This is a genomic window from Bordetella genomosp. 13 (assembly GCF_002119665.1).
Taxonomy (GTDB): Bacteria; Pseudomonadota; Gammaproteobacteria; order Burkholderiales; family Burkholderiaceae_B; genus Bordetella.
Genome location: NZ_CP021111.1, coordinates 2,020,277 through 2,041,772 on the forward strand (window position 1 = coordinate 2,020,277; position 21,496 = coordinate 2,041,772).

Consider the following 21,496-nt stretch of genomic DNA (forward strand, 5'->3'; position numbering starts at 1 on the left):
CGACTACGGAAGCGCGCAGCCGTTTGGCGTGTCGACGGAACCGTCGAGCCGCGACGAGCCCGGCCCCGGCAGGCGCCGTCAAGGCCTGCGCGTGAACGCCGAGGCCGACGTCGCCATCGTCGGCGGCGGCATCGTCGGCGCCAGCGCCGCCCTGTTCCTGCGCCGACGCGGCCTGTCGGTCATCGTGCTGGACAAGGGCGCCTGCGGCGCCTGCGCCAGCGGCGTGAATTATGGCGGCGTGCGGCGCCAAGGCCGCGCGCCCGAGCAACTGCCCTTGTCGGCGCGCGCTCATGAACTATGGGCGCAGCTGCCCGACCTGATCGGCATCGATGGCGAATACGTGCGCAGCGGCCATCTGAAGCTGGCGCGCACGCCCGAGGATCTGCAGGCGCTGGAAGACTACCGCGCGCGCACCGAGGGCTGGGACATGGACCTGCGGATACTGGACGGCGCCGAGCTGCGCCGTCGTTACGCCTGGCTGGATCCGCAACTGGCCGGCGGCTCGCTGTGCCCGGAAGACGGCCATGCCAACCCGCGCCTGGTGTCGCCAGCCTTTGCGCGCGCCGCCGCGGACGCGGGCGCCGACGTGCGCGAGCAGCAGCGCGTGGTGTCGGCCCATCACGACGGCCGGGGCTTCGTGGTGTGTACCCAATCGGGAGCCGAGATCCGCGCGCACTTCCTGATCAATTGCGCGGGGGCCTGGGCCGGCGAGATTGCCGCCGGCTTCGACGAGCCCGTGCCCGAGACGTCCATCCATCCGCTGATGATGGTGACCGAGCCGCTGCCGCCGTTCATGGACGTGAGCCTGGGCATGCAGGGAGGCGGCATATATGCGCGCCAGGTGGCGCGCGGCAACTGCGTGATCGGCGGCGGACGCGGTGCCCTGCAGTCCGATGGCTATGCGCGCCCCTCGCGCCAGGAGCTTCCCACGCTGCTGGCCAAGGCGGCCGCCCTGCTGCCCCCGCTGCGCGGCGCGCAGGTGATCCGCTTCTGGACCGGCGTGGAGGGCAGCATGCCCGACCACAATCCCGTGCTGGGCGCCAGCAGCACCACGCCCGGCCTGTTCCATGCGTTCGGCCTGTCGGGCGCCGGATTCCAGATCGGGCCCGCCATCGGCGAGGTCCTGTCCCAATTGGTGGCGGACGGCAAGACGTCCGTGCCCATCGATGCATTCCGCATCGAGCGATACGCGGCATCCGCTCATGGCGCCGCGCCTCGTGCCTGGTCTTCACGTGAGCATACGTCGGAGTGAACATGCATAAACAGAAACACGGCGCTCGCGCCACACTGGGGAAATGGGTCGCCGGCGCGCTGGTGCTGGCGGCATCGGCCACGGGCGCGCACGCCCAGAAGACGCTGTATGTCGGCATGAACGGCGGAGACATGGAACGCGCCTTCACGCAGCACGTGTTCCCCGCGTTCGAAAAAGCCAACAACGTCAAGATCGTGGTGGTGCCCGGCACCTCCACCGACATCCTGGCCAAGGCGCAGGCGTATAAAGACAACCCGCAGATGCACGTGATGTTCCTGGACGACGGGGTGATGGCGCGCGCCATTTCCATGGGACTGTGCCAGCAGCTGACCGACGACCCGGGCCTGAAAGACCTGTATCCCTCGGCCGTGATGAAGGATCGCATGGCCGCCGGCATCGACATCGGCATGACGGGCCTGGGCTACAACACGCGCATCTTCAAGGAGAAAGGCTGGGCGCCGCCGACGTCCTGGACCGATCTGGCCGACCCCAAGTACAAAGGCAAGGTGGTGTTCCAGTCCGCCGCCGGCAGCACCTTCGGCCTGCATGCCTTCCTGATGTTCAACCGCATCGAGGGCGGCGACGACAAGAACACCGAGCCCGGCTTCAAGAAGTGGCCCACGTCCATCGGCCCCAACGTGCTCGAGTACATTCCCAACTCGGCCAAGCTGGCCGAGATGATCCAGAGCGGCGAGGCGGCCATCTTCCCGCTGACGCCCACCGCCATCGCGCGCCTGAAGAAGCGCGACATTCCCGTGGAATATGCCCAGCCCAAGGAGGGCTCGGTGATCCTGATGGTGGGCGAATGCGTGATCGCCAGGAACACCGAACCCGAGCTGTCGCAGAAGCTGGCGCATTACCTGCTGTCGCCCGAGGCGCAGGCCGCGGCGCTGGAATACGGCGGCCACTTCCCGTCCAACCGCAAGGTGCAGGCCACGGCGCAGAACGAGGCCGTGCTGAAGCAATTCCAGGGCTACATGGACAATGCCAAGATACTGGACTGGGACGTCGTCAACGCCACTCGCCCCGCGTTCAACGCGCGCTGGAACCGCACGGTGGAACGTTGATCGAGCGTGCACCATCGCACGGCCATGGACTGCTGCGGGTCATGGCCCCGGGTCTTGCAAGGCGGGCCTGCGCCGCGCAGGCCGGTGCCCGCATGACGCCGCATGCTTCAACGATATGAGGAGATCCACATGAGCACCGCCAGATTCGATTTCCAGGACAAGGTGGCCGTCGTCACCGGTGGCGCGCAAGGCATCGGCGCGGCCTGCGTTCGGCGCCTGGCGCAGGACGGCGCCTCGGTGTCCATCTGGGACGTCGACGCCGCACGCGGCCAGGCTCTGGCCGCCGAACTGGGCGAACGCGCCCAGTTCGTTCGCTGCGACGTCAGCAGCAAGGCCTCGGTGGACGCGGCTCTGGCCGACACGCTGGCGCGCTTCGGGCGGGTGGACCAGCTGGTGAACAACGCCGGCATCGTGCGCCCCAACAACTTCCTGGACATCACCGAGGCCGAATGGGACGAGGTGATCGGCATCAACCTCAAGGGCGCGTTCCTGGTTGGCCAGGCCGTGGCGCGCGCCATGGTCGCCCAGGGCGGCGGCGCCATCGTGCACATGAGTTCGGTGAACGCCGTGATGGCCATACCCTCCATCGCCACCTACAACGTCAGCAAGGGCGGCATCGCGCAGCTGACGCGCGTCATGTCGCTGGCCTTGATCGACCAGCGCGTGCGCGTGAACGCGGTGGCGCCGGGCACCATCGCCACCGAGCTGGCCCAGAAGGCCGTCATGGCCGACGAGGCCGCCCGCGCCCGCCTGATGAGCCGCACCCCCATGCGGCGCCTGGGCGAACCGTCGGAAGTGGCCGACGCGGTGGCGTATCTGCTCAGCGACGCGTCGAGCTACATCACCGGCGAGACCCTGTTCGTGGACGGCGGCCGGCTGGCCCTGAACTACACGGTCTGAACATGCGCATCACCATCAACTCGGGCGGACCGCAGGCGCTGGACGAGTGGCGCGGCCATTTCCGCGACTTCAATCCCGCCATCGAGGTGGTGGGCTGGGATGCGGCACGGGCCCATCCCGCCGGCATCGGATATGCCCTGGTATGGGCGCCCGAAGCCGGCCGGCTGGCCGCCCTGCCCGACCTGAAGCTGGTGATCAGCGCCGGCGCGGGCGTGGACGGCATCCTCGCCGATCCCCTGCTGCCGCCCACGCTGCCCATCGCGCGCATGATCACCGACAGCACCGCCACGGTGATGGGCGACTATGTGCTGACGGCCGCGCTGATGCTGATGCGCGACGTGCGCGCGATGGCGCTGGACCAGGCCGAACGCCGCTGGCGCACGCGCGACAATCCGCCGGCGTTGGCGCAGGTGCGCGTGGGTGTGATGGGCCTGGGTCAATTGGGCGCGCATACGGCGCAACGCCTTGCCCACGTGGGCTTCGACGTGGCGGGGTGGTCTCGCTCGCGCGCCGCACTACCCGGCGTGGCATGCTTTGCCGGGCAGGAAGAGTTCGCGCCGTTCCTGGCGCGTACCGACATCCTGGTCTGCCTGCTGCCGGGCACCGACGCCACGCGCGGCATCCTGGGCGCCCGCACGTTCGCGCAGCTGCCGCGCGGCGCCGGCATCATCAACGTGGGACGCGGCAGCCACCTTGTGCAGGCAGACCTGTTGCAGGCACTGGATGCCGGCCAGCTGAAGGGCGCGGTGCTCGACGTGTTCGACACGGAACCGCTGCCGGTCGAGTCGCCGCTGTGGTCGCATCCGGGCATCGTCATCACCCCGCATTGTGGCGCCACGCCCGACCGGCGCGAGCGCGCCCGCAAGGCGGTGGACATCATCGAGCGCTGGGAGCGCGGGGAAACGCTGGAGCTGATCTACGATTGTCAGCGAGGATATTGAAGGGCGTGGCGCATCGACGGGTCGCGCAGCGAGCCCGGGGTAGCACGCGCTCGCGGCGCTGGACGCGCGCGTGGTCGACCATCTGCGCGGCGAGCTGCGCGCTGCAGCGCCGCCTGCGGCTTCATGCGTCCGTCGTGCCCGAGGGCCGCGCCATCAGCCGCCGCCAGCCTTCCAGGCCGAGCTGCTGCATGGTTTCGATGTTCTTCTCGTAGATCGCTTCGGCCTCGGGAAAGGCCTCGACCGCGCGCTCGACACTGTCTTCGCGCAGCAGGTGCAGGATGGGATGCGGCGACCGGTTGGTGTAGTTCTCGATATCGTCCACGTCCGTTTCGGCGAACTGGAACTTGGGATGGAACGTGGCCACCTGCAGCGTGCCTACCAGGCGCATGCGCTTGAGCAGGCGATCCGACAGGTCTTCGAAGTCGTTGAACTCGTAGAAGTCGTCCAGCGCATCGGGCAGGATCAGCAGCGTGGTGTCGACCTGTTCGGGATCGGTTTCGTGCAGGCGCAACAGCTCGTCTTCCAGGTCGGTCAGCACGCCTTCGGCGTCGATGGCGTCGCTGACCGCATAGCGCACCTGGTCTTTCACGTACACGGCCTTGGCGAACGGACAGAGGTTCAGGCCGATGACGGCCTGTTCCAGCCAATGCCGCGTGGCCTCGGTCACATCAATGGCGGTGGCGTCGTCGGGGGGCAGAATCATTTATCGATACCTTGCTCGCACGGCGTTCAGGCCGGCATGGCAGCCATGGTCTGCGCCACGGCCGCGGTCAGCTTCTTGCCATAGGGCACGTGCAGGAACTCGTTGGGGCCGTGCGCGTTCGAGCGCGGACCCAGCACGCCGCAGACCATGAACTGCGCCTTCGGAAAACCCTTCTGCAGCATGCTCATCAGCGGAATGGTGCCGCCCTGCCCGATGTAGCCGCACGGCGCGCCGTAGTATTGCTGCGAGGCACGGTCCAGCGCGGCCGACAGCCACGGCGCGGACGTGGGCGCGTTCCAGCCGGTGGCGGCGCCCTCGTTGGCATGGAAGATGACCTTGGCGTTGTACGGCGCGTCGTCTTCGAGCAGCGATTTGATTTCCTGAGCGGCCGCCACGGCGTCGATCAGCGGCGGCAGGCGCAGCGACAGCTTGAAGGCGGTGCGCGGCCGCAGCACGTTGCCCGCGGAGGACAGCGGCGGCAGGCCCTCGGCGCCCGTGACGGACAGCGTGGGCCGCCAGGTGCGGTTCAGCAGCGCCTCTTCGGGTTCGGTGGTCATGGGCAGCACGAAGCCGCCCTCGGCGCCGCAGCTCCAGGGAAAGCGGCGCCACACTTCGTCGCCCAGGATCTGCGCCGTGGCGCGCACCTGCTCGATGCGGTCGGTGGGAATCTCGCAGTGCAGGCTTTGCGGCAACAGGCGGCCGGTGCCGCTGTCTTCCAGGCGGTCCAGCAGGTGCCGCAGGATGCGGAACGACGACGGCACCACGCCGCTGGAATCGCCGGAATGCACGCCCTCGTCCAGCACCTGCACCTCCAGCGTGCCCGACACCATGCCGCGCAGCGAGGTCGTCATCCACAGCTGGTCGTAGTTGCCCGCGCCGGAGTCCAGGCACACCACCAGGGCGACGTTGCCCAGGCGGTCGCGCAGCGCGTCGATATAAGGAAGCAGGTCGTAGCTGCCCGATTCCTCACAGGTCTCGATGATGCCCACGCAGCGCGGGCGCGGCACTTTCTGCCTGTCCAGCGCCATGATGGCGGTAAGCGAGGCATACACCGCGTAGCCGTCGTCCGCCCCGCCGCGGCCGTACAGCTTGCCGTTCTCGTACTTGGGCGTCCACGGGCCCAGGTCGTGGCGCCAGCCCGAGAACTCGGGCTGCTTGTCCAGGTGGCCGTACAGCAGGATGGTGTCGCCGTTGTCGGCGCGTGTGGCCGGCGCGTCGAAGAAGATGACGGGCGTGCGGCCCGGCAGGCGCACGACCTCCAGCTTCAGGCCATGCACCTTCTGGGCCTCGATCCATTGCGCCGCATCGCGCACCACGCGCTCGATGTAGGCGTTCTTTTCCCAGTCGGCGTCGAAGGCCGGGCTCTTGGCGGGGATGGCGATGTAGTCGGTCAGCGCCGGGATGATCTGGCTGTCCCACATCTCGTCCACGAAGGTCTGCAGGGACTGCGGATCCAGAGGCAGCGGCAAGGCGTCGTCGGGGATGCGGGCGTTCATGGGAGGCTCCGGAGGGCGGGCAAAAGGCAATTTTATTACTACGCGTGCGAAGTCCGGGGCGGTACAGACGGTGGAGCAGGCGCCCCGGCCGGGTATTCCGCGGACGACCCCTATCCGGCATAGGCTTACACACGGGTCCACGGTTCGCGCGCCAGCGGCCGCGCCATGGCATGCAGCGAGTCGGCCGAGTCCTAGTCGTCGACCGCATGCGTGTCGGCATCACGTGTCTGCCCTATCATCAGCGGTTTCGCATCTGGTGGTCTTGCGCCATGTTCTTGTCTTGCGGTTCGACGTTGCGTGCCTGTGCGTACGCCCGCGGCATGGCAGCCCTGCTCGCCGTCATGCTGGCAGCCCCGTTTTCTTACCCGGCCGTTGCGCAATCCGACGCGGCGCGTGCGCTTGGATCACTGCGCCTCATCGGCACGCAAAGCATTCCCCATGCGCAAGCGTTCCAGCAGACCACGGTGGGCGGCCTGTCCGGCATCGACTACGACCCGCGCACGGGCCAGTGGCTATTGATCAGCGATGACCGTTCCGACCACGGGCCGGCGCGCTGGTACACCGCCAGGCTGGAATATGACGGGCAGCGCTTCGCCGCAGTCACGCTGACGGGCATGACGTCCGTGCGCCAGGCCGATGGCGCGCCCTATTCCAGTCGGCTGCGCGGCGGTCGCGTGCCCGATGCGGAAACGGTGCGCATCGATCCGCTGGACGGCAGCGTGTGGTACGCCAGCGAAGGCGACCGGGTATTGACGCTGGATCCGGTCGTTCGGCAGACCGCGAAAGACGGCCGCCTGTTGGGCGAAGTGCCGACGTCACCGATGTTCCAGGTTCGCCTGTTTGGCCACCAGGGGCCGCGCAACAACCTGTCCTACGAAGGACTTACCTTTGCCGCGGACGGGCACTCGTTGTGGGTCGCCATGGAAGGACCGCTGGTGCAGGACGGAGAGCCTCCCACACCCGAGGCCGGCGCGCTGGCGCGATTCACCCAGTACGACCGCGGCGGCAACCTGCTGCGGCAGGTGGCCTACCCCATCGACCCGATTCCAGCCACGCCGGGAGCGGGCAAGCATGCGGACAATGGCGTGTCGGAAATACTGGCCCTGGATGCTACCCGGCTGCTTGTGTTGGAACGCTCCGCGGTGCAGGCCGCCGACGGCAGGTTCGCCAACTACGTGCGCCTGTACGTGGCGGACCTGACGCAGGCCACCGATGTGGCCAGCCTGGCGTCTTTGGCGGACGCGACGATACAACCGACCACCAAGCGGCTGGTGCTGGATCTGAACACGCTGGGCCTGGCGCGCCTGGACAACCTCGAAGGGCTGACATGGGGCCCGAAGCTGGCCAACGGCAACGACACGCTGGTGCTGGTGTCGGACGACAACTTCAACCCGGCGCAGCAGACGCTGCTGCTGGCGTTCGAGGTGTTGCCGTGATCGCATTCCGATGACCGGCGCGGCATGCCGCGGTGCTGCCCTACGGTTAGATTCGAGGCTTGTTGGACGCTGCGGCCGGCTTGGGAACGGGCGCTGCGGCATGGGTGGCGCGATGCGCCGGCACGTAGTGCGGGTCGGCGTGCCGACGGAATTCGGCCGTGGTCAATACGATCGACTTGCCGCCTGCCACGCCTGCCAGGAGCAGTCCCTGGCCGGACACCCCCGCGTCACCCCGCACCGCTTCCAACAGTGACAGGTAGGCAACCATATCCTCGCAGCAGACACTGGCCAAGGCATCGAAGGACCCGGGGCCGGCAAGCGGCCACACCTCGCTGGCCTGCGAGTAGCCCTGGGCGGCCAGGTCGAAGCCGGACGCATGGGGCCGCCCGTATACGAGCCAATGGGCGGCATGCCCAGCCGCCGCGACTATGACCGGACAATGGCAGGCAAGCATCTCTTGGAAGGACCCCGGCCACGCCTGCCAGCGTTTGCCCGATGTATCCGGATCGCCGAAGCCCCACTTGCGCTTCTCGTCCTGAATGTTGGCTGCCCGCGCCTTGAACTCGATGAGGCGGAACGTGGCATGGGCCTGGTGAAGCAGGTCACCGAACGCCGTTTCCGGATCGCCTGCCAAAGGAAACGCGTTGCCCCCGTCCTTGATGAACTGAAGAACGAACGCGTATTCGACCGTTTTTTCCCACCACTGAGGACGCGTATCCATCGCCATGCGTGCCGCTCCAACGTCAGTGCGTTACTTATGCAGCTACGACACTGGCGGAGCGAACTTTAGCGGACGAGACGGCTTTGCTGGCTGGTGCTGCTCTTGGCGGAGTGCCCTTCCGCATCGGCGGCGCAAACCAGGGAGGGGACGATGCCGGGCGAGAAAGCGCCCGGCATCGAGCAGCCCCGGGGCATCAACGCAGCCAGACCCGGGCGTTGCGGAACATCCGCATCCAGGGGCTGTACGCGCCACCCGTGTCGGCCTCGCCCCAGCTTTGCGGCGCCCACGACATCATCACGTTGCGCGTGACGCGTTCGGCGTGCGGCATCAGCACGGTGAAGCGGCCATCGGCGGTGGTGACGCCGGTCAGGCCGCCCGGGCTGCCGTTGGGGTTGAACGGATACTTTTCGGTGACGGCTCCGCGATTGTCGACGTAGCGCATGGCGGCCAGCACCTGCGAGGCATCGCCCTGCTGGGCGAAGTTGGCATAGCCCTCGCCGTGCGCCACCGCCACCGGCATGCGCGAGCCCGCCATGCCGGTGAAGAAGATGGACGGGGAATCGGCCACTTCCACCATCGACAGCCGCGCCTCGTACTTGGCCGACTGGTTGTGCGTGAAACGCGGCCAATGCTGTGCGCCCGGAATCATGGGCGCAAGCGCGGCCATCATCTGGCAGCCGTTGCACACGCCCAGCGCGAAGGTGTCCGGCCGCGCGAAGTACTCGGCGAACTGGTCGTACAGGCGGCTGTTGAACCGGATGGTGCGCGCCCAGCCTTCGCCGGCTCCCAGCACGTCGCCGTAGCTGAAGCCGCCCACGGCCACCAGGCCATGCATGCCCGACAGGTCGATGCGGCCGGACAGCAGATCGGTCATGTGCACGTCGACGGCTTCGAAACCCGCGGTGTCGAAGGCCCAGGCCGTTTCCACCTGGCTGTTGCAGCCCTGCTCGCGCAGAATCGCCACGCGCGGACGGCGGCCGGTGGTGATGAACGGCGCGGCCACGTCCTCCTGGGGATCGTAGGTGACGCGGGGCGAGAAGCCCGGATCCGCCGCGTCTTTCCACATGTCGAGCTCGGCCTGCGCGCAGGCCGGGTTGTCGCGGCGCGCCATGATGTTGTAGCTAACCTCGCTCCAGGCGCGGCCCAGCTCGGCGCGCGGGGCGCCCCAGACCTTGCGGCCATCGCGGAAGAATTCGATTTCGTCGGCGCCGTTCAGGCCGCCGATGACGTGCGAATGGGCCGACAGGCCGGCCCCGCGCAGCACCTGCATGACGGCGTCGCGCTGCGAGGCCGGCACCTGGATGACGGCGCCCGCCTCTTCGGAAAACAGCGCCTTCAGCGTCAGCTCCTCGCGCTGCACGGCCACCTGCTCGGGCCGGATCTTGTAGTCCCCCCAATCGGCCGACGAGGGATCGAAGGTGAGCATGTCCAGGTTGACCGAGATGCCGGTGTGGCCCGCGAAAGCCATTTCGGCAAGCGTGGCGAACAGCCCGCCGTCGGAGCGGTCGTGGTAGGCCAGCACGATGCCGGCCTCGGCCAGCGTGCGGATGGTGATGAAGAACGTACGCAGGTCTTGCGGGTGATCGATGTCGGGTACCTGTTCGCCGACCTGGCCATAGGCCTGCGCCAGGATCGAACCACCCATGCGATGCCGGCCGCGGCCCAGGTCGATGAGGATGAGCACGGTATCGCCGGCATCGGAGCGCAGCTGCGGCGTGAGGCTGCCGCGCACGTCGGCCACCGGCGCGAAGGCGGTGATGATCAGCGAGACCGGCGCCACCACCTGCCGGGTCTCGCCGTCCTGCTGCCAGGTGGTCTTCATGGACAGCGAGTCCTTGCCGACCGGAATGGAAAGACCAACCTCTTGGCATAGCTGGCTGACCGCGGAGACGGTGTCGTACAGCGCGGCGTCCTGGCCTGGCGTGCCGCAGGCGGCCATCCAGTTGGCGGACAGCTTGATGTCTTCCAGGCGCGCCACGTCGGCGGCGGCCAGATTGGTCAGCGCCTCGGCCACGGCCATGCGGCCCGAGGCGGGTGCGTCGATGACGGCCAGCGGCGTGCGCTCGCCCATGGACATGGCCTCGCCGCGGAAACCCTCGTAGTCGGCCAGCGTGACGGCGCAGTCGGCCACCGGCACCTGCCACGGCCCGACCATCTGGTCGCGGCTGGACAGCCCGCCCACGGTGCGGTCGCCGATGGTGATGAGGAAGGTCTTGTTGGCCACGGTGGGGTGGCGCAGCACGCGATAGGCGGCTTCGGTCAGGTCGATGCCGGCCAGGTCGAGCGCGCCGGTGGCGCCGGGCAGGCGCTGCACGTCGCGCGTCATGCGCGGCGGCTTGCCCAGGATGACGTCGATGGGCACGTCCACCGGACGCACCTCGCCTACACCCTGCGGACGGCCCGCGTCGACGCCAGGCAGGCCCTCGCCGTCGACCACGCGCAGCTGGCGCTCTTCGGTGGCCACGCCCACCACCGCGTAGGGGCAGCGCTCGCGCCGCGCGATGGCGTCGAAGCGATCCAGGTCTTGGGGCAGCACCGACAGCACGTAGCGCTCTTGCGACTCGTTGCTCCAGATCTCGGCGGGCGACAGGCCCGATTCTTCGACCGGCACGCGCTTCAGGTCGAACACCGCGCCGCGGCCGGCGTCGTTGACCAGTTCGGGGAAGGCATTGGACAGCCCGCCCGCCCCCACGTCATGGATGGCGAGGATGGGGTTGCCCGCGCCTTGCTGCCAGCAGCGGTCGATGACTTCCTGCGCACGGCGCTCGAGCTCGGGGTTGCCGCGCTGCACGGAGTCGAAATCGAGGTCGGCCGAATTGCTGCCCACCGCCATGCTGGACGCGGCGCCGCCGCCCATGCCGATGCGAAAGCCCGGGCCGCCAAGCTGGATCAGCAGCGCGCCGGGCGGGATGACTTCTTTGCTCGTGAGGCCGGCGTCGATGCTGCCCAGGCCGCCCGCGATCATGATGGGCTTGTGATAGCCCCAGCGCGTGCCGCCAGCGGTCTGTTCGAAGCTGCGGAAGTAGCCCAGCAGGTTGGGCCGGCCGAATTCATTGTTGAACGCCGCCCCGCCGATGGGGCCGTCGATCATGATGGACAGGGGCGAGGCGATGCGGTCCGGCAGGCCGTGATGGTCGGCCTCCCAGGGTTGGCCGGCGTCGGGGAAACGCAGGTGCGACACGGTAAAGCCCGTGAGGCCGGCCTTGGGCTTGGAGCCCCGGCCGGTGGCGCCTTCGTCGCGGATCTCGCCGCCCGCGCCGGTGGCCGCGCCCGGAAACGGAGCGATGGCTGTGGGGTGGTTGTGAGTTTCCACCTTCATCAGCGTGTGCATGGTGGCGGCGCGGCGACGGTAGGCGGCCGCGTCAGCGCCTGAAGCGCCCGCAGCGCCCGAAGCGGCGCCGTCGGCCGGCACGCCGGCCTCGAAGCGCTGGGCCGAACCGCCTTCCATGACGGCGGCGTTGTCGGAATACGCCACCACCGTACCCAGCGGCTGCGCCTTGTGCGTGGCGCGGATCATGCCGAACAAGGTTTCGGACTGCGGCTGGCCGTCGATGACCCACTGGGCGTTGAAGATCTTGTGGCGGCAGTGCTCGCTGTTGGCCTGCGCGAACATCATCAGCTCGACGTCGGTCGGGTCGCGCTTGAGCGCGCCGAAGGACTCGGCCAGGTAATCGATTTCGTCCTCTGACAGCGCCAGGCCCAGGGCCGTGTTGGCCTCGACCAGCGCGGCGCGGCCCTGCGCGCCCACCGGCACGGTGGCCATGGGCTTGCCCTCGAGCGGCGTGAACAGCGCCTGGCCGTCGAAGGCGCCGTCCACCACCGTTTCGGTCATGCGGTCGTGCAGACAGGCCGCGGCGCGCGCCAGCACATCGGCATCGAACGACTTGGCGCCCAGCAGCCCACGCTCGGGCGTCAGCACGTAGCGGATGCCGCGCTCGACGCGGTGCACGGCCGACAGGCCGCAGTTATGGACGATGTCGGTGGCCTTGCTGGCCCAGGGCGACACGGTGCCCGGTCGCGGGATGACCAGCAGTTCGAGCTGCCCCTTGGCGGCCTTGGCGCCGTCGGCCGCCTCGGGCGTGCCGTAGTCCAGCAGTTCGCCAAGCCGGCGCTGCGCGTCGGCATCGAGTTCGGCATCCAGGCTGATGAAGTGCTCGTACCGGGCCGAGAGGTCGGCAACCGGCAGGCCGGCCGCCTTCAACTGGGCCAGCAGGCGTTCGCGGCGAAAGGCTGACAGGGCGGAAGAACCGGGCAGATGCTGGACGAGGGACACGATGGGGCGGGCGCTGTAGAGGTCAAAACGCGATTTTACCTGCTCGCCAGCGCCCACATCGACTACCAGAAATGGTAGGTGGTCGGTTCTTTGGTAGTGGGGGAATATTGGGTTCTTTAGCGCCTGGTCCATGACTGCGGATTCTCGTCCTCGCGCTGAAGCGCTGCGGGCGCGAATCCTCCGCCATGGACCAGGCTCAAACCAGCTCGATATTGACGCCCTCTGGCATCTGGCTCGAAACGACACCTTGGGCGAAGGAAGACCATACACGACAGGCCACCGGCAACGCTTGTAAGCGTGAAGGCTGTGTCCGTCTATCTGGATCGTTCCGAGCCGCAGCCGTGCCGGAGAAGTCGCGCCCGCAGCGCTTCAGCGCGAGGACGAGACTTCGCAGGTACGGATGCGGCGTCCAGAAGAACCCAGACGACGTCCCGCCAGCCTGCCCGCGCCCCGTTACAAAAAATCCGCGCCCTTCGCGCGACAGCATGCTGCGCCGCCATAACGTTGCAACTACCTTTCAGAACCAGCAATTCCATGCCGCAGACCCGCACAAACGCACCTTTCGATATTGCTCCGCAACATGCACTACCCACGGGAAAGTACGAAGTAACAGCGTGCGCGGCGCACCGTTAGGATGCAGCGTCTGTCGTTTTTGGCGCGCCGCGCCTAGTCCATTCCTACGCAGTCCCTCGATGCAACGCCCTGAAGAGCCGGCAGAACCGGTCGAGCCCATTCTTACTCCGGAGCCGGATCCCGCGGTCAAGGTGCCGCTGGCCATCGAGGACTGGCTGGCCGTGCTCGTGCTGGCGGCCCTGGCGCTGATCACCCTGGCCAACGTGCTGGTGCGCTATTTCACCAGCCAGTCCTTCGCCTGGACCGAGGAGATCTCCATCTTCCTGCTGATCGTGCTGACCATGGCGGGCGGCGCATCGGCCTTCGTGCGCAACCATCACATCCGCATCGAACTGTTCGCCGACGGCGGTTCGGCTCGGCGCCGGCGGCTGATGGGCCTGGCCTCGCATGGCTGCGTGCTGTTCTTCTTCGTGCTGCTTACCGTGCTGTCGGCGCGGCTGGTCTACGACGAATTCCGGTACGAAGAAACCTCGCCCGCCATCGGCGTGCCGACCTGGTGGTACTCGGCCTGGCTGCCCGTGATGGCAGCGGCCATCTCGCTGCGCGTGCTGGGCATGCTGCGCCGGCTGCTGCTGGACAAGCGCCCCTCATGATCGCGGCCCTGCTGTTCGCGCTGTTCGTCGCACTGATGGTGATCGGCACGCCCGTGGGCGTGGCGCTGGGACTGGCCGGCACTGCCGCCATCGTGCTGTCCAACCTGGACGTGAACTGGTTCGGCCTCTTGGCCGTGCCGCAGAACTTCTATGCCGGCTTGGCAAAGTACCCGCTGCTGGCCATCCCCATGTTCGTGCTCGTGGGATCCATCTTCGACCGGTCGGGCGTGGCCAAGCGACTGGTGGACTTCGCCATCGCCATCGTCGGCCGCGGGCCCGGCATGCTGCCGATGGTGGCGATCATGGTCGCGATGTTCCTGGGCGGCATCTCGGGCTCCGGCCCGGCCTGCGCTGCCGCGGTGGGCGCCGTGATGATCGCTGCCATGTCGCGGGCGGGCTATCCGGGCTCGTTCTCGGCGTCCGTGGTGGCAGCCGGCGCGGCCACCGACATCCTGATTCCGCCGTCGGTCGCCTTCATCATCTATTCGGTGCTGGTGCCCGGCGCCTCGGTGCCCGCGCTGTTTGCCGCCGGCATGGTGCCCGGCATCCTGACCGGCCTGGCGCTGATCGTGCCGGCCGTCTGGCTGGCGCGCCGGCACAAGCTGGGCGCGCTGGAGTCGCACCTGCCCCGCCCGCCTTTCTGGGCCAGCCTGCGCGAGGCCTCGTGGGGGCTGGCGGCGCCGGTGCTGATCCTGGGCGGCATGCGCATGGGCTGGTTCACGCCCACCGAGGCCGCGGTGGTGGCGGTGTTCTACGGCCTGTTCGTGGGCATGTGCGTCCATCGCACCATCAAGGTCCGCGACCTGTTCCCCATCCTGCGCGAGGCCGCCGAACTGTCGGCCGTCATCATGATGGTGGTGACGCTGGCCGGCATCTTCGCATGGGCGCTGTCCACGCTCAGCGTCATCGATCCCATCACCCGCGCCATCGTGAACTCGGGCCTGGGCGAATGGGGCGTGCTGGCGCTGATCGTGCTGCTGCTCATGACGGTGGGCATGTTCCTGGATGGCATCTCGATCTTCCTGATCTTCGTGCCGCTGTTGATGCCCATCGCCAATGCCTACGGCTGGGACCCCGTATGGTTCGGCGTGATCCTCACGCTGAAGGTCGCGCTGGGCCAGTTCACGCCGCCGCTGGCGGTGAACCTGATGGTGTCTTGCCGCATCGCGCGCGTGCCCATGGAATCGACGGTGCGCTGGGTGGTGTGGATGCTGGGATCGATGTTCCTGGTGCTGATCGCGGTGCTGGTGTATCCGCAGCTGGCGCTGTGGCTGCCGCACCGGCTGGGGTACTAGCGAAGAACGGGCAAAAGGACGGCCGGCACGAAGCCGCCGCGAAACGACGAGAGAGGAGAACGACCATGAAACTGAAGCAATTGCTGGGCGCCGCGCTTTGCGCCGCGGCGGCGTTGGGCGTGATGCCCGCGCAGGCGCAGAACTACAAGTCGGAATACAAGCTGTCCATCGTGGTGGGCACCACTTTCCCGTGGGGCCAGGGCGCCGAGATCTGGTCGAACCTGGTGCGCGAGCGCACGCAGGGCCGTATCAACATCAAGGTCTATCCGGGCACGTCGCTGGTCCAGGGCGACCAGACCCGCGAGTTCACCGCGATCCGCCAGGGCGTGATCGACATGGCGGTGGGGTCGACCATCAACTGGTCGCCGCAGGTGCGCCAGCTGAACCTGTTCTCGCTGCCCTTCCTGATGCCCGACTACGCCGCCATCGACGCCCTGGTGCAGGGCGACGTGGGCAAGGAGATCTTCAAGCTGGTCGAGAAGGCCGGCGTGGTGCCGCTCGCCTGGGGCGAGAACGGCTACCGGCAGCTCAGCAACTCGAAGCATGCCATCGCCAAGCCGGCCGACATGAAAGGCCTGAAGCTGCGCGTGGTAGGGTCGCCGCTGTACATCGACACCTTCACGGCACTGGGCGCCAATCCCACGCAGATGAGCTGGGCCGACGCGCAGCCGGCGCTGGCCAGCGGCGCGGTCGACGGCCAGGAAAACCCCCTGTCGATCTACACCGGTTCAAAGCTGTACAACGTGGGCCAGAAGTACCTGACCTTGTGGAACTACGTGGCCGACCCGCTCATCTTCGTGGTCAACCGCGAAGTGTGGAACTCGTGGACCGAAAAAGACCGCGAGATCGTCCGCCAGGCCGCGCTGGATGCCGGCAAGCAGCAGATCGTCATCGCGCGCAAGGGCGTCACGCCCCAGGACTCGTCGCTGCTGAAAGAGATCGCGGGCCACGGCGTGACCGTCACCTCGCTCGATGCCGCCCAGCATGCCGAGTTCGTGGCCGCCACCAAGCCCGTCTACGACAAGTGGAAGAAACAGATCGGCGAAGACTTGGTCAACATGGCCGAGAAGTCGATCGCCGCACGCCAGAAATAAGCAGCAGCCCAGGGGAGATGGCGGCGCGCGGCGCTGCCCATCACGGGCATGGAACGTAGAGTCCTGCCCATCGGCGGGTGCCGGTCAAAAGCCGGCATCCGCTTTCTTTTTGCCGCCGCGCGGGGGCGGCCTGCGTTCATGCACGCCTGTGCGTACTGGGCGTAATGGACGGCCTCGCCCCCGATTCCTGCGGCGGCGCCGCGCCCTCGGCGAGCATGCTGCGCAGGCGCGCGCGGCGCCGTTCCAGGTCGGCGATCTGGCGCTCCACCTCGGCCAGCCGCTTGCGCTGCACGGCGGACGTTTCGGGGCAGGCGGCCGCTCCCTCGACGAGCAGCATGCAGTCGGGGAACCCGCGGATCTCCGCCAGACTGAAGCCGGCGGCCATCAGCCGCTGGATCTGCCTCACCTGCGTGACCGCCTGGGCCGGAAACATGCGATAGCCATTGGACGCGCGCACGCTCGCCAGCAGGCCATGGCCGTCGTAGTGCCGCAGCGAACGGATACTGACGCCGGCGGCTTTGGCCAGCGCGCCTATCGACATCAGTTCGGGGGTATCGATCTTCGCCATCGGGCCAGCGTAGCACGCCGACGCTTGACCCTCACATTGATGTGAGGGTTGAAACTGGCGCCTGTGTTCCTACAGGAGTTCCTCCATGTCTCGTCATCTCCCTCTCTGGGTAGTCCGCCTGATCTCGCTCGTCGTCCTGGCGGCCGCCTCGGCAGCCGCGTCCGCCGCCACCATCCGCCATACCGTCACGGCGCCGGACGGCGTCACGCTGGCCGTGCAGGAATCCGGCAACCCCGACGGCCCCGCCATCGTGTTCGTGCATGGCCTGTTGGGCAGCCGCCTGAGTTGGCAGGCACAGGTGGACAGCCCGCTGCTGCAGCGCTACCGGCTGATCACCTACGACCTGCGCGGTCATGGCCAGTCCGGCATGCCCGATGATGCCGCCGCGTACACCGACGGCCGCCGCTGGGCGGACGACCTGGCCAGCGTCATCGCCGCAACCGGCGCACGCAGGCCGGTGCTGGTGGGATGGTCGCTCGGCGCGGCGGTCATCACGAACTATCTGGCTTCCCATGGCGATGGCGTCATCGCGGGCGCCGTCTATGTGGGGGGCGTGATCGAGCTGACGCCGCAACAGATTGCCGCGCAGCCCCAGGTCTATCACGATCTGGCGTCGGAAGACCTGAAGACCCACCTGGATGCGGAGCGCGCCTTCCTGGCCCTGTGCTTCGCGACCCAACCGGACGCCGTCACGTTCCAGCGGTTGCTGGCCAATGCCGCCCTGGCCTCGGCGCGAATGCAGCACGCGGTGCATTCGATGACGGTGGACGCACCGGCCGGACTGGGCGCGCTGCGCAAGCCTCTGCTGCTGGTCTACGGAGAGCGCGACGCGCTGGTCAAGCCCGGGCCTTCCCTGGACCGCGCGCAGGCCTTGAACCCGCGCGCGCGCAGCGTCGTCTACGCACAATCCGGCCACGCGCCGTTCATGGAAGAGTCCGGGCGGTTCAATCGCGACCTGTCGGCATTCGTGGACGCGGCATCTTCTGCAGCGCCTTGAGGCGCCCTAAGACGGGTAGCGAACCTCGAGGATTTCCAGTTCGTCCACCCCGCCCGGCGTGCGCAGCACCACGGTATCGCCTTCGCGCGACTTGATCAGCGCGCGCGCTACCGGCGATATCCAGCTGATGCGGCCGGCCAGCGGCTCGGCCTCGTCCACCCCGACGATGGTGACGGTGTGCTCCTCGCCCGCCTTGTCCAGATACACCACCGTGGCTCCGAAGAACACCTGGTCGCGGTTCGGCTGCAAGGCCGGGTCGACCACCTCGGCGATGTCCAGGCGCTTGGTAAGAAAGCGCATACGGCGGTCGATTTCGCGCAGGCGCTTCTTGCCGTACAGATAGTCGCCGTTCTCGGAACGGTCGCCATTCGAGGCGGCCCACGAGACCACCTGCACCACGGCCGGGCGCTCGACGTTCATCAGCTGCGTGAGCTCTTCACGCAGCCGCGCGTAGCCCTGCGGCGTCATGTAGTTGCGCGTGCCGGCCGGCAATGCCGCGGCCTCGGGGAGCTCGTCCTCGTCGTCGCGGTCGGATTCTTTGACGAAAGCCTTGTTCATGGAAACAGCATATCAGTAGGCGAACAGGCCCGACCCATACCGCGGGCGGCGGCCCGGGGCGCTTTCAGATCCAGTCGTGCCACACCGGCTTCAGGTCCGGCGGCAACATGGGCAGCATGCCCAGGTCCGCCTTGCTTTCGTACTGGCTGTGGAAGTCGGAACCGCGCGAGGCCAGCATGCCGTAGCGGCGCGCCACCTCGGCGTACTGGCGCGCCTCGTCGGGCGTATGGCTGCCCGTGACCACCTCGATGCCCTCGCCGCCCAGTTGCAGGAACTCATCGAACAGCGCCGCGAACTGCGTGCGCGTGTACTTGTAGCGGCCTGGATGGGCGATGACGGCGCGCCCGCCGGCGCCGCGGATCCAGCCCACGGCCTCGGCCAGCGTGGCCCACTGCATGGGCTCGTGGCCCGGGCAGTCGTCGCCCAGGTACTTGTTGAATACGGTCTGCACGTCGGGGCAGTAGCCCGCCTCGACCAGGTAACGCGCGAAGTGCGTGCGGCTGATCAGCTCGGGGTTGCCGGCAAAGGGCAGCGCGCCTTCGTAGGCGCCCGGCATGCCCATGGCCGCAAGACGCTCGCCGATGCGCTGCGCGCGTGCGGCGCGGCCCGAGCGCGTCTTGCGCAGGCCCTGCACCAGTTCGGCATTGGCGGGATCGAACTGCAGGCCCACGATATGCACCGTCTGCCTGGCCCAGGTGACCGAGATTTCGGTCCCGGTGACGAAACGCAATCCAAGCTCGCCGGCCTCACGGGCCGCCTCGGCCAGGCCGCCGACCTCATCGTGATCGGTCAGCGCCCACACGTCCACGCCGTTGGCATGCGCGCGCCTTGCCACCTCCGCCGGCGGCAAGGCGCCGTCGGACACGGTGGAATGGCAGTGCAGGTCGAAGTTGAGCATGGCGGTTTGCATGCCCGTATTGTAGAGGCGTTGGGGGCCCAGGCCCGCCCTCCAGATGGCGGGGTCGTACCCCTCAACCCAGCAGGAAGGCGGCGACGGGATCGAGCTGCTCGCAGGTCATCAGCGTGGGCGCATGCCCCACGTCGGGAAATTCGACGGCCTGGGCGCGCGGATTGCGCGACTGCATCTCGGCCACCGTGGCGGCCGTCAGCAGATCGGATTCCGCGCCCCGCACGATGAGCACCGGGCAGTCCAGCGCGTCGTAAGCCTGCCACAGCAAACGTTCGCCGGCCTCGTAGACCTCGGGCGTCTGGGCCGCCATCGGCGCGGCCAGTCCCAGGTCGTAGTGCTTGATCCAGCGCCCGTCGCGCTCGCGGTACACGTGGCGGGCCAGGGTCTCCCATTGCTCATCGGTATGCGAGCCGAAACTGGCCGACACTTCGCGCATGCCGCGCACCGCCTCGGCGAACGAGGCGTACTCGCGCGGTTCACCCACGTATTCGCCGATGCGACGCAGCGCCACGGTCTCGAGGCGCGGCCCCACGTCGTTCAGGACCAGCCGATCGAAGCGGATGCCGCCATTCTCGGGCAAGGCCTGCGGATGGCCGCCGGTGTAGGCGCCCCCCGCGCGCATGGCGCGCGCCATGGCGGCAGAGCCCGACAGCGCCAGTCCGATCAGGCCGCCCATGGACGTGCCAGTCCAGAGCAGCCGGCCGGGCCGCAGCCGCGCCAGCAGCGTGACCATGTCGGACACGTACTGCGGGATCGTGTAGAAGGCCGGGTTCACCAGCCAGTCCGACGCGCCACGCCCGACCACGTCGGGGCACACCACGCGATACCGTTCGCACAGGCGTCGTGCCAGCTCGTCGAAATCGCGGCCGGTGCGGGTAAGGCCATGCACGCATACCAGCACGTCGCGGTTGGACGGATCGCCCCACTCCCAATAGGCCATGCGATGCAGGCCGGCAGGACTGGCGCAGGTGACGTAATCGAGGCGGGGTTGCTGCATGGTGTCGGGGCTCCGTGGACGGGTGCGCGAGGCGTCCATCTTACCCCTGCCCGCCCTAGCGGGCCGCAGCCTACTCGCGCAGCGTGATGTCCGCCTCGCGCACGATCTTCTCGAACCGGCCGATGTCCTGGGCGATGAAGGCCGCGACTTCGGCCGGCGCATCATAGGCCGGCTCGCCCACGGATTCGCGCAGCGTCTTGATGACGGCCGGATCCCGCAGCACCTTCGAGACTTCGGCGTTCAGCTTCTGCACGATCCGCGGATCGGTGCCCGCCGGGGCGAACAGCGCGAACCAGCTCTGCAGGCCGTAACCGGGCACGACCTCGCCGATCGCGGGCACGGTGGGCATGGTGGGGATGCGTTCGGCCGTGGTCACGCCCAGGGCGCGAAGCTGGCCTTTCTCCACGAACGATCGTACCGCTGCCGGACTGGCGTAGGTCATGGTGATGCGCTTGGCGACCACGTCGAGCACCTGCTGCGACGAACCCTTGTACGGAATGTGCTGGGCCTGCACGCCCGCCATCCTGTTGAACAGTTCGCCGGCGAGATGCTGGGCCGTGCCGACGCCGCTGGTCGCGTACGTCACCGACTTCGGGTTGGCCCTGGCATGGTCGATCAGCCCCTTCAGGTCCTGAGCGGGCACGTCCGGATGCACGACCAGTACGTTCGGCGCCTTGACGACCAGCGCCACCGGGCTCAGATCCTTGCGGGCGTCGTAGTTGACGGCCGGATTGACCAGCGGCGTGATCGCCACCTCGCCCGCGGTGCCCAGCAGCAGCGTATAGCCGTCGGGCTCGGCCGCGATCAAGGTGCGCACGCCCAGCGCCCCGCCCGCGCCGGGCTTGTTCTCGACCACGATGGACTGGCCCAGTGGCGCGGCCAGCCGGTGGGCCAACTCGCGGGCCGTCAGATCGACCCCTCCGCCGGCCGAAAACGGCACGATGATCCGGATGGGCCGGGACGGATAGTCCACCTGAGCCTGGACGCCCGCACAAGCCAGCGCCAGGGCCAGTCCGGCCCAGCGCATGCGAAGCATGAGTTCATATATGCAAGTCTTCATTG

At 68.1% G+C, this 21,496-nt stretch carries 18 protein-coding genes; 9 read left to right on the forward strand and 9 right to left on the reverse strand.

What is annotated here, in order from left to right; genetic code table 11:
• Positions 1 to 85 precede the first annotated feature (85 nt).
• The 4 genes from CAL15_RS09130 (at position 86) to CAL15_RS09145 (ending at position 4,160) form a co-directional block, all read left to right on the forward strand.
• A complete protein-coding gene (locus tag CAL15_RS09130) occupies positions 86 to 1,252 on the forward strand; it encodes an NAD(P)/FAD-dependent oxidoreductase (RefSeq protein ID WP_420042554.1) in 1,167 nt (388 codons plus the stop codon).
• 2 nt (positions 1,253 to 1,254) lie between these two features.
• Positions 1,255 to 2,319, forward strand: a complete 1,065-nt coding sequence (locus CAL15_RS09135) for an ABC transporter substrate-binding protein (protein ID WP_086078302.1) — start codon at positions 1,255 to 1,257, stop codon at positions 2,317 to 2,319.
• A 129-nt stretch (positions 2,320 to 2,448) separates the two neighbouring features.
• The gene (locus CAL15_RS09140) at positions 2,449 to 3,219 is read left to right on the forward strand and encodes an SDR family NAD(P)-dependent oxidoreductase (RefSeq protein ID WP_086078303.1); all 771 of its coding nucleotides are present in this window, start codon (positions 2,449 to 2,451) and stop codon (positions 3,217 to 3,219) included.
• Positions 3,220 to 3,221: 2 nt separating this feature from the next.
• A complete protein-coding gene (locus CAL15_RS09145) occupies positions 3,222 to 4,160 on the forward strand; it encodes a 2-hydroxyacid dehydrogenase (protein ID WP_086078304.1) in 939 nt (312 codons plus the stop codon).
• Positions 4,161 to 4,281: 121 nt separating this feature from the next.
• On the opposite strand, the gene CAL15_RS09150 is transcribed toward CAL15_RS09145, so the two are convergent.
• Positions 4,282 to 4,863: a DUF1415 domain-containing protein gene (locus CAL15_RS09150; protein ID WP_086078305.1), complete on the reverse strand. Its 582-nt coding sequence runs from the start codon at positions 4,861 to 4,863 to the stop codon at positions 4,282 to 4,284.
• Positions 4,864 to 4,889: 26 nt separating this feature from the next.
• The gene (locus tag CAL15_RS09155; RefSeq protein WP_086078306.1) at positions 4,890 to 6,359 is read right to left on the reverse strand and encodes a M20 family metallopeptidase; all 1,470 of its coding nucleotides are present in this window, start codon (positions 6,357 to 6,359) and stop codon (positions 4,890 to 4,892) included.
• A 320-nt stretch (positions 6,360 to 6,679) separates the two neighbouring features.
• Here CAL15_RS09155 and CAL15_RS09160 point away from each other — a divergent pair, with 320 nt between their 5' ends.
• Complete coding sequence (locus tag CAL15_RS09160) at positions 6,680 to 7,795, forward strand: esterase-like activity of phytase family protein (RefSeq protein WP_086078307.1); 1,116 nt, start codon at positions 6,680 to 6,682, stop codon at positions 7,793 to 7,795.
• Between the two features lie 46 nt (positions 7,796 to 7,841).
• On the opposite strand, the gene CAL15_RS09165 is transcribed toward CAL15_RS09160, so the two are convergent.
• Both CAL15_RS09165 and purL read right to left on the reverse strand, forming a co-directional pair.
• Positions 7,842 to 8,522, reverse strand: a complete 681-nt coding sequence (locus CAL15_RS09165; RefSeq protein ID WP_086078308.1) for a hypothetical protein — start codon at positions 8,520 to 8,522, stop codon at positions 7,842 to 7,844.
• Between the two features lie 187 nt (positions 8,523 to 8,709).
• On the reverse strand, positions 8,710 to 12,789 hold the full coding sequence (gene purL / locus CAL15_RS09170; RefSeq protein WP_086081011.1) for a phosphoribosylformylglycinamidine synthase: 4,080 nt from the start codon (positions 12,787 to 12,789) through the stop codon (positions 8,710 to 8,712).
• Positions 12,790 to 13,481: 692 nt separating this feature from the next.
• Here purL and CAL15_RS09175 point away from each other — a divergent pair.
• The 3 genes from CAL15_RS09175 to CAL15_RS09185 all read left to right on the forward strand — a co-directional run bounded on the left by CAL15_RS09175 (position 13,482) and on the right by CAL15_RS09185 (position 16,404).
• Positions 13,482 to 14,015 carry a TRAP transporter small permease gene (locus CAL15_RS09175; RefSeq protein ID WP_086078309.1) on the forward strand — a complete coding sequence of 178 codons (534 nt, stop codon included), beginning with the start codon at positions 13,482 to 13,484 and terminating at the stop codon, positions 14,013 to 14,015.
• On the forward strand, positions 14,012 to 15,310 hold the full coding sequence (locus CAL15_RS09180) for a TRAP transporter large permease (protein WP_086078310.1): 1,299 nt from the start codon (positions 14,012 to 14,014) through the stop codon (positions 15,308 to 15,310). Before CAL15_RS09175 ends, CAL15_RS09180 begins: the two co-directional genes overlap by 4 nt.
• A 65-nt stretch (positions 15,311 to 15,375) precedes the next feature.
• Complete coding sequence (locus CAL15_RS09185; protein WP_086078311.1) at positions 15,376 to 16,404, forward strand: DctP family TRAP transporter solute-binding subunit; 1,029 nt, start codon at positions 15,376 to 15,378, stop codon at positions 16,402 to 16,404.
• A gap of 136 nt (positions 16,405 to 16,540) precedes the next feature.
• Here the strand turns inward: CAL15_RS09185 and CAL15_RS09190 are convergent, their stop codons facing one another.
• Positions 16,541 to 16,972, reverse strand: coding sequence for a MerR family transcriptional regulator (locus tag CAL15_RS09190; RefSeq protein ID WP_086078312.1), 432 nt, complete (start codon positions 16,970 to 16,972; stop codon positions 16,541 to 16,543).
• Between the two features lie 85 nt (positions 16,973 to 17,057).
• Between CAL15_RS09190 and CAL15_RS09195 the strand changes: the two genes are divergently transcribed.
• Positions 17,058 to 17,969, forward strand: a complete 912-nt coding sequence (locus CAL15_RS09195) for an alpha/beta fold hydrolase (protein WP_086078313.1) — start codon at positions 17,058 to 17,060, stop codon at positions 17,967 to 17,969.
• A gap of 6 nt (positions 17,970 to 17,975) precedes the next feature.
• Here the strand turns inward: CAL15_RS09195 and greB are convergent, their stop codons facing one another.
• The 4 genes from greB to CAL15_RS09215 form a co-directional block, all read right to left on the reverse strand.
• Positions 17,976 to 18,527, reverse strand: a complete 552-nt coding sequence (greB, locus tag CAL15_RS09200; protein ID WP_086078314.1) for a transcription elongation factor GreB — start codon at positions 18,525 to 18,527, stop codon at positions 17,976 to 17,978.
• Positions 18,528 to 18,591: 64 nt separating this feature from the next.
• Positions 18,592 to 19,437 carry a 3',5'-nucleoside bisphosphate phosphatase gene (locus CAL15_RS09205; RefSeq protein ID WP_086078315.1) on the reverse strand — a complete coding sequence of 282 codons (846 nt, stop codon included), beginning with the start codon at positions 19,435 to 19,437 and terminating at the stop codon, positions 18,592 to 18,594.
• 61 nt (positions 19,438 to 19,498) lie between these two features.
• On the reverse strand, positions 19,499 to 20,434 hold the full coding sequence (locus CAL15_RS09210) for an alpha/beta fold hydrolase (RefSeq protein ID WP_086078316.1): 936 nt from the start codon (positions 20,432 to 20,434) through the stop codon (positions 19,499 to 19,501).
• Positions 20,435 to 20,504: 70 nt separating this feature from the next.
• The gene (locus CAL15_RS09215) at positions 20,505 to 21,494 is read right to left on the reverse strand and encodes a Bug family tripartite tricarboxylate transporter substrate binding protein (RefSeq protein ID WP_232468167.1); all 990 of its coding nucleotides are present in this window, start codon (positions 21,492 to 21,494) and stop codon (positions 20,505 to 20,507) included.
• Positions 21,495 to 21,496: the final 2 nt, after the last annotated feature.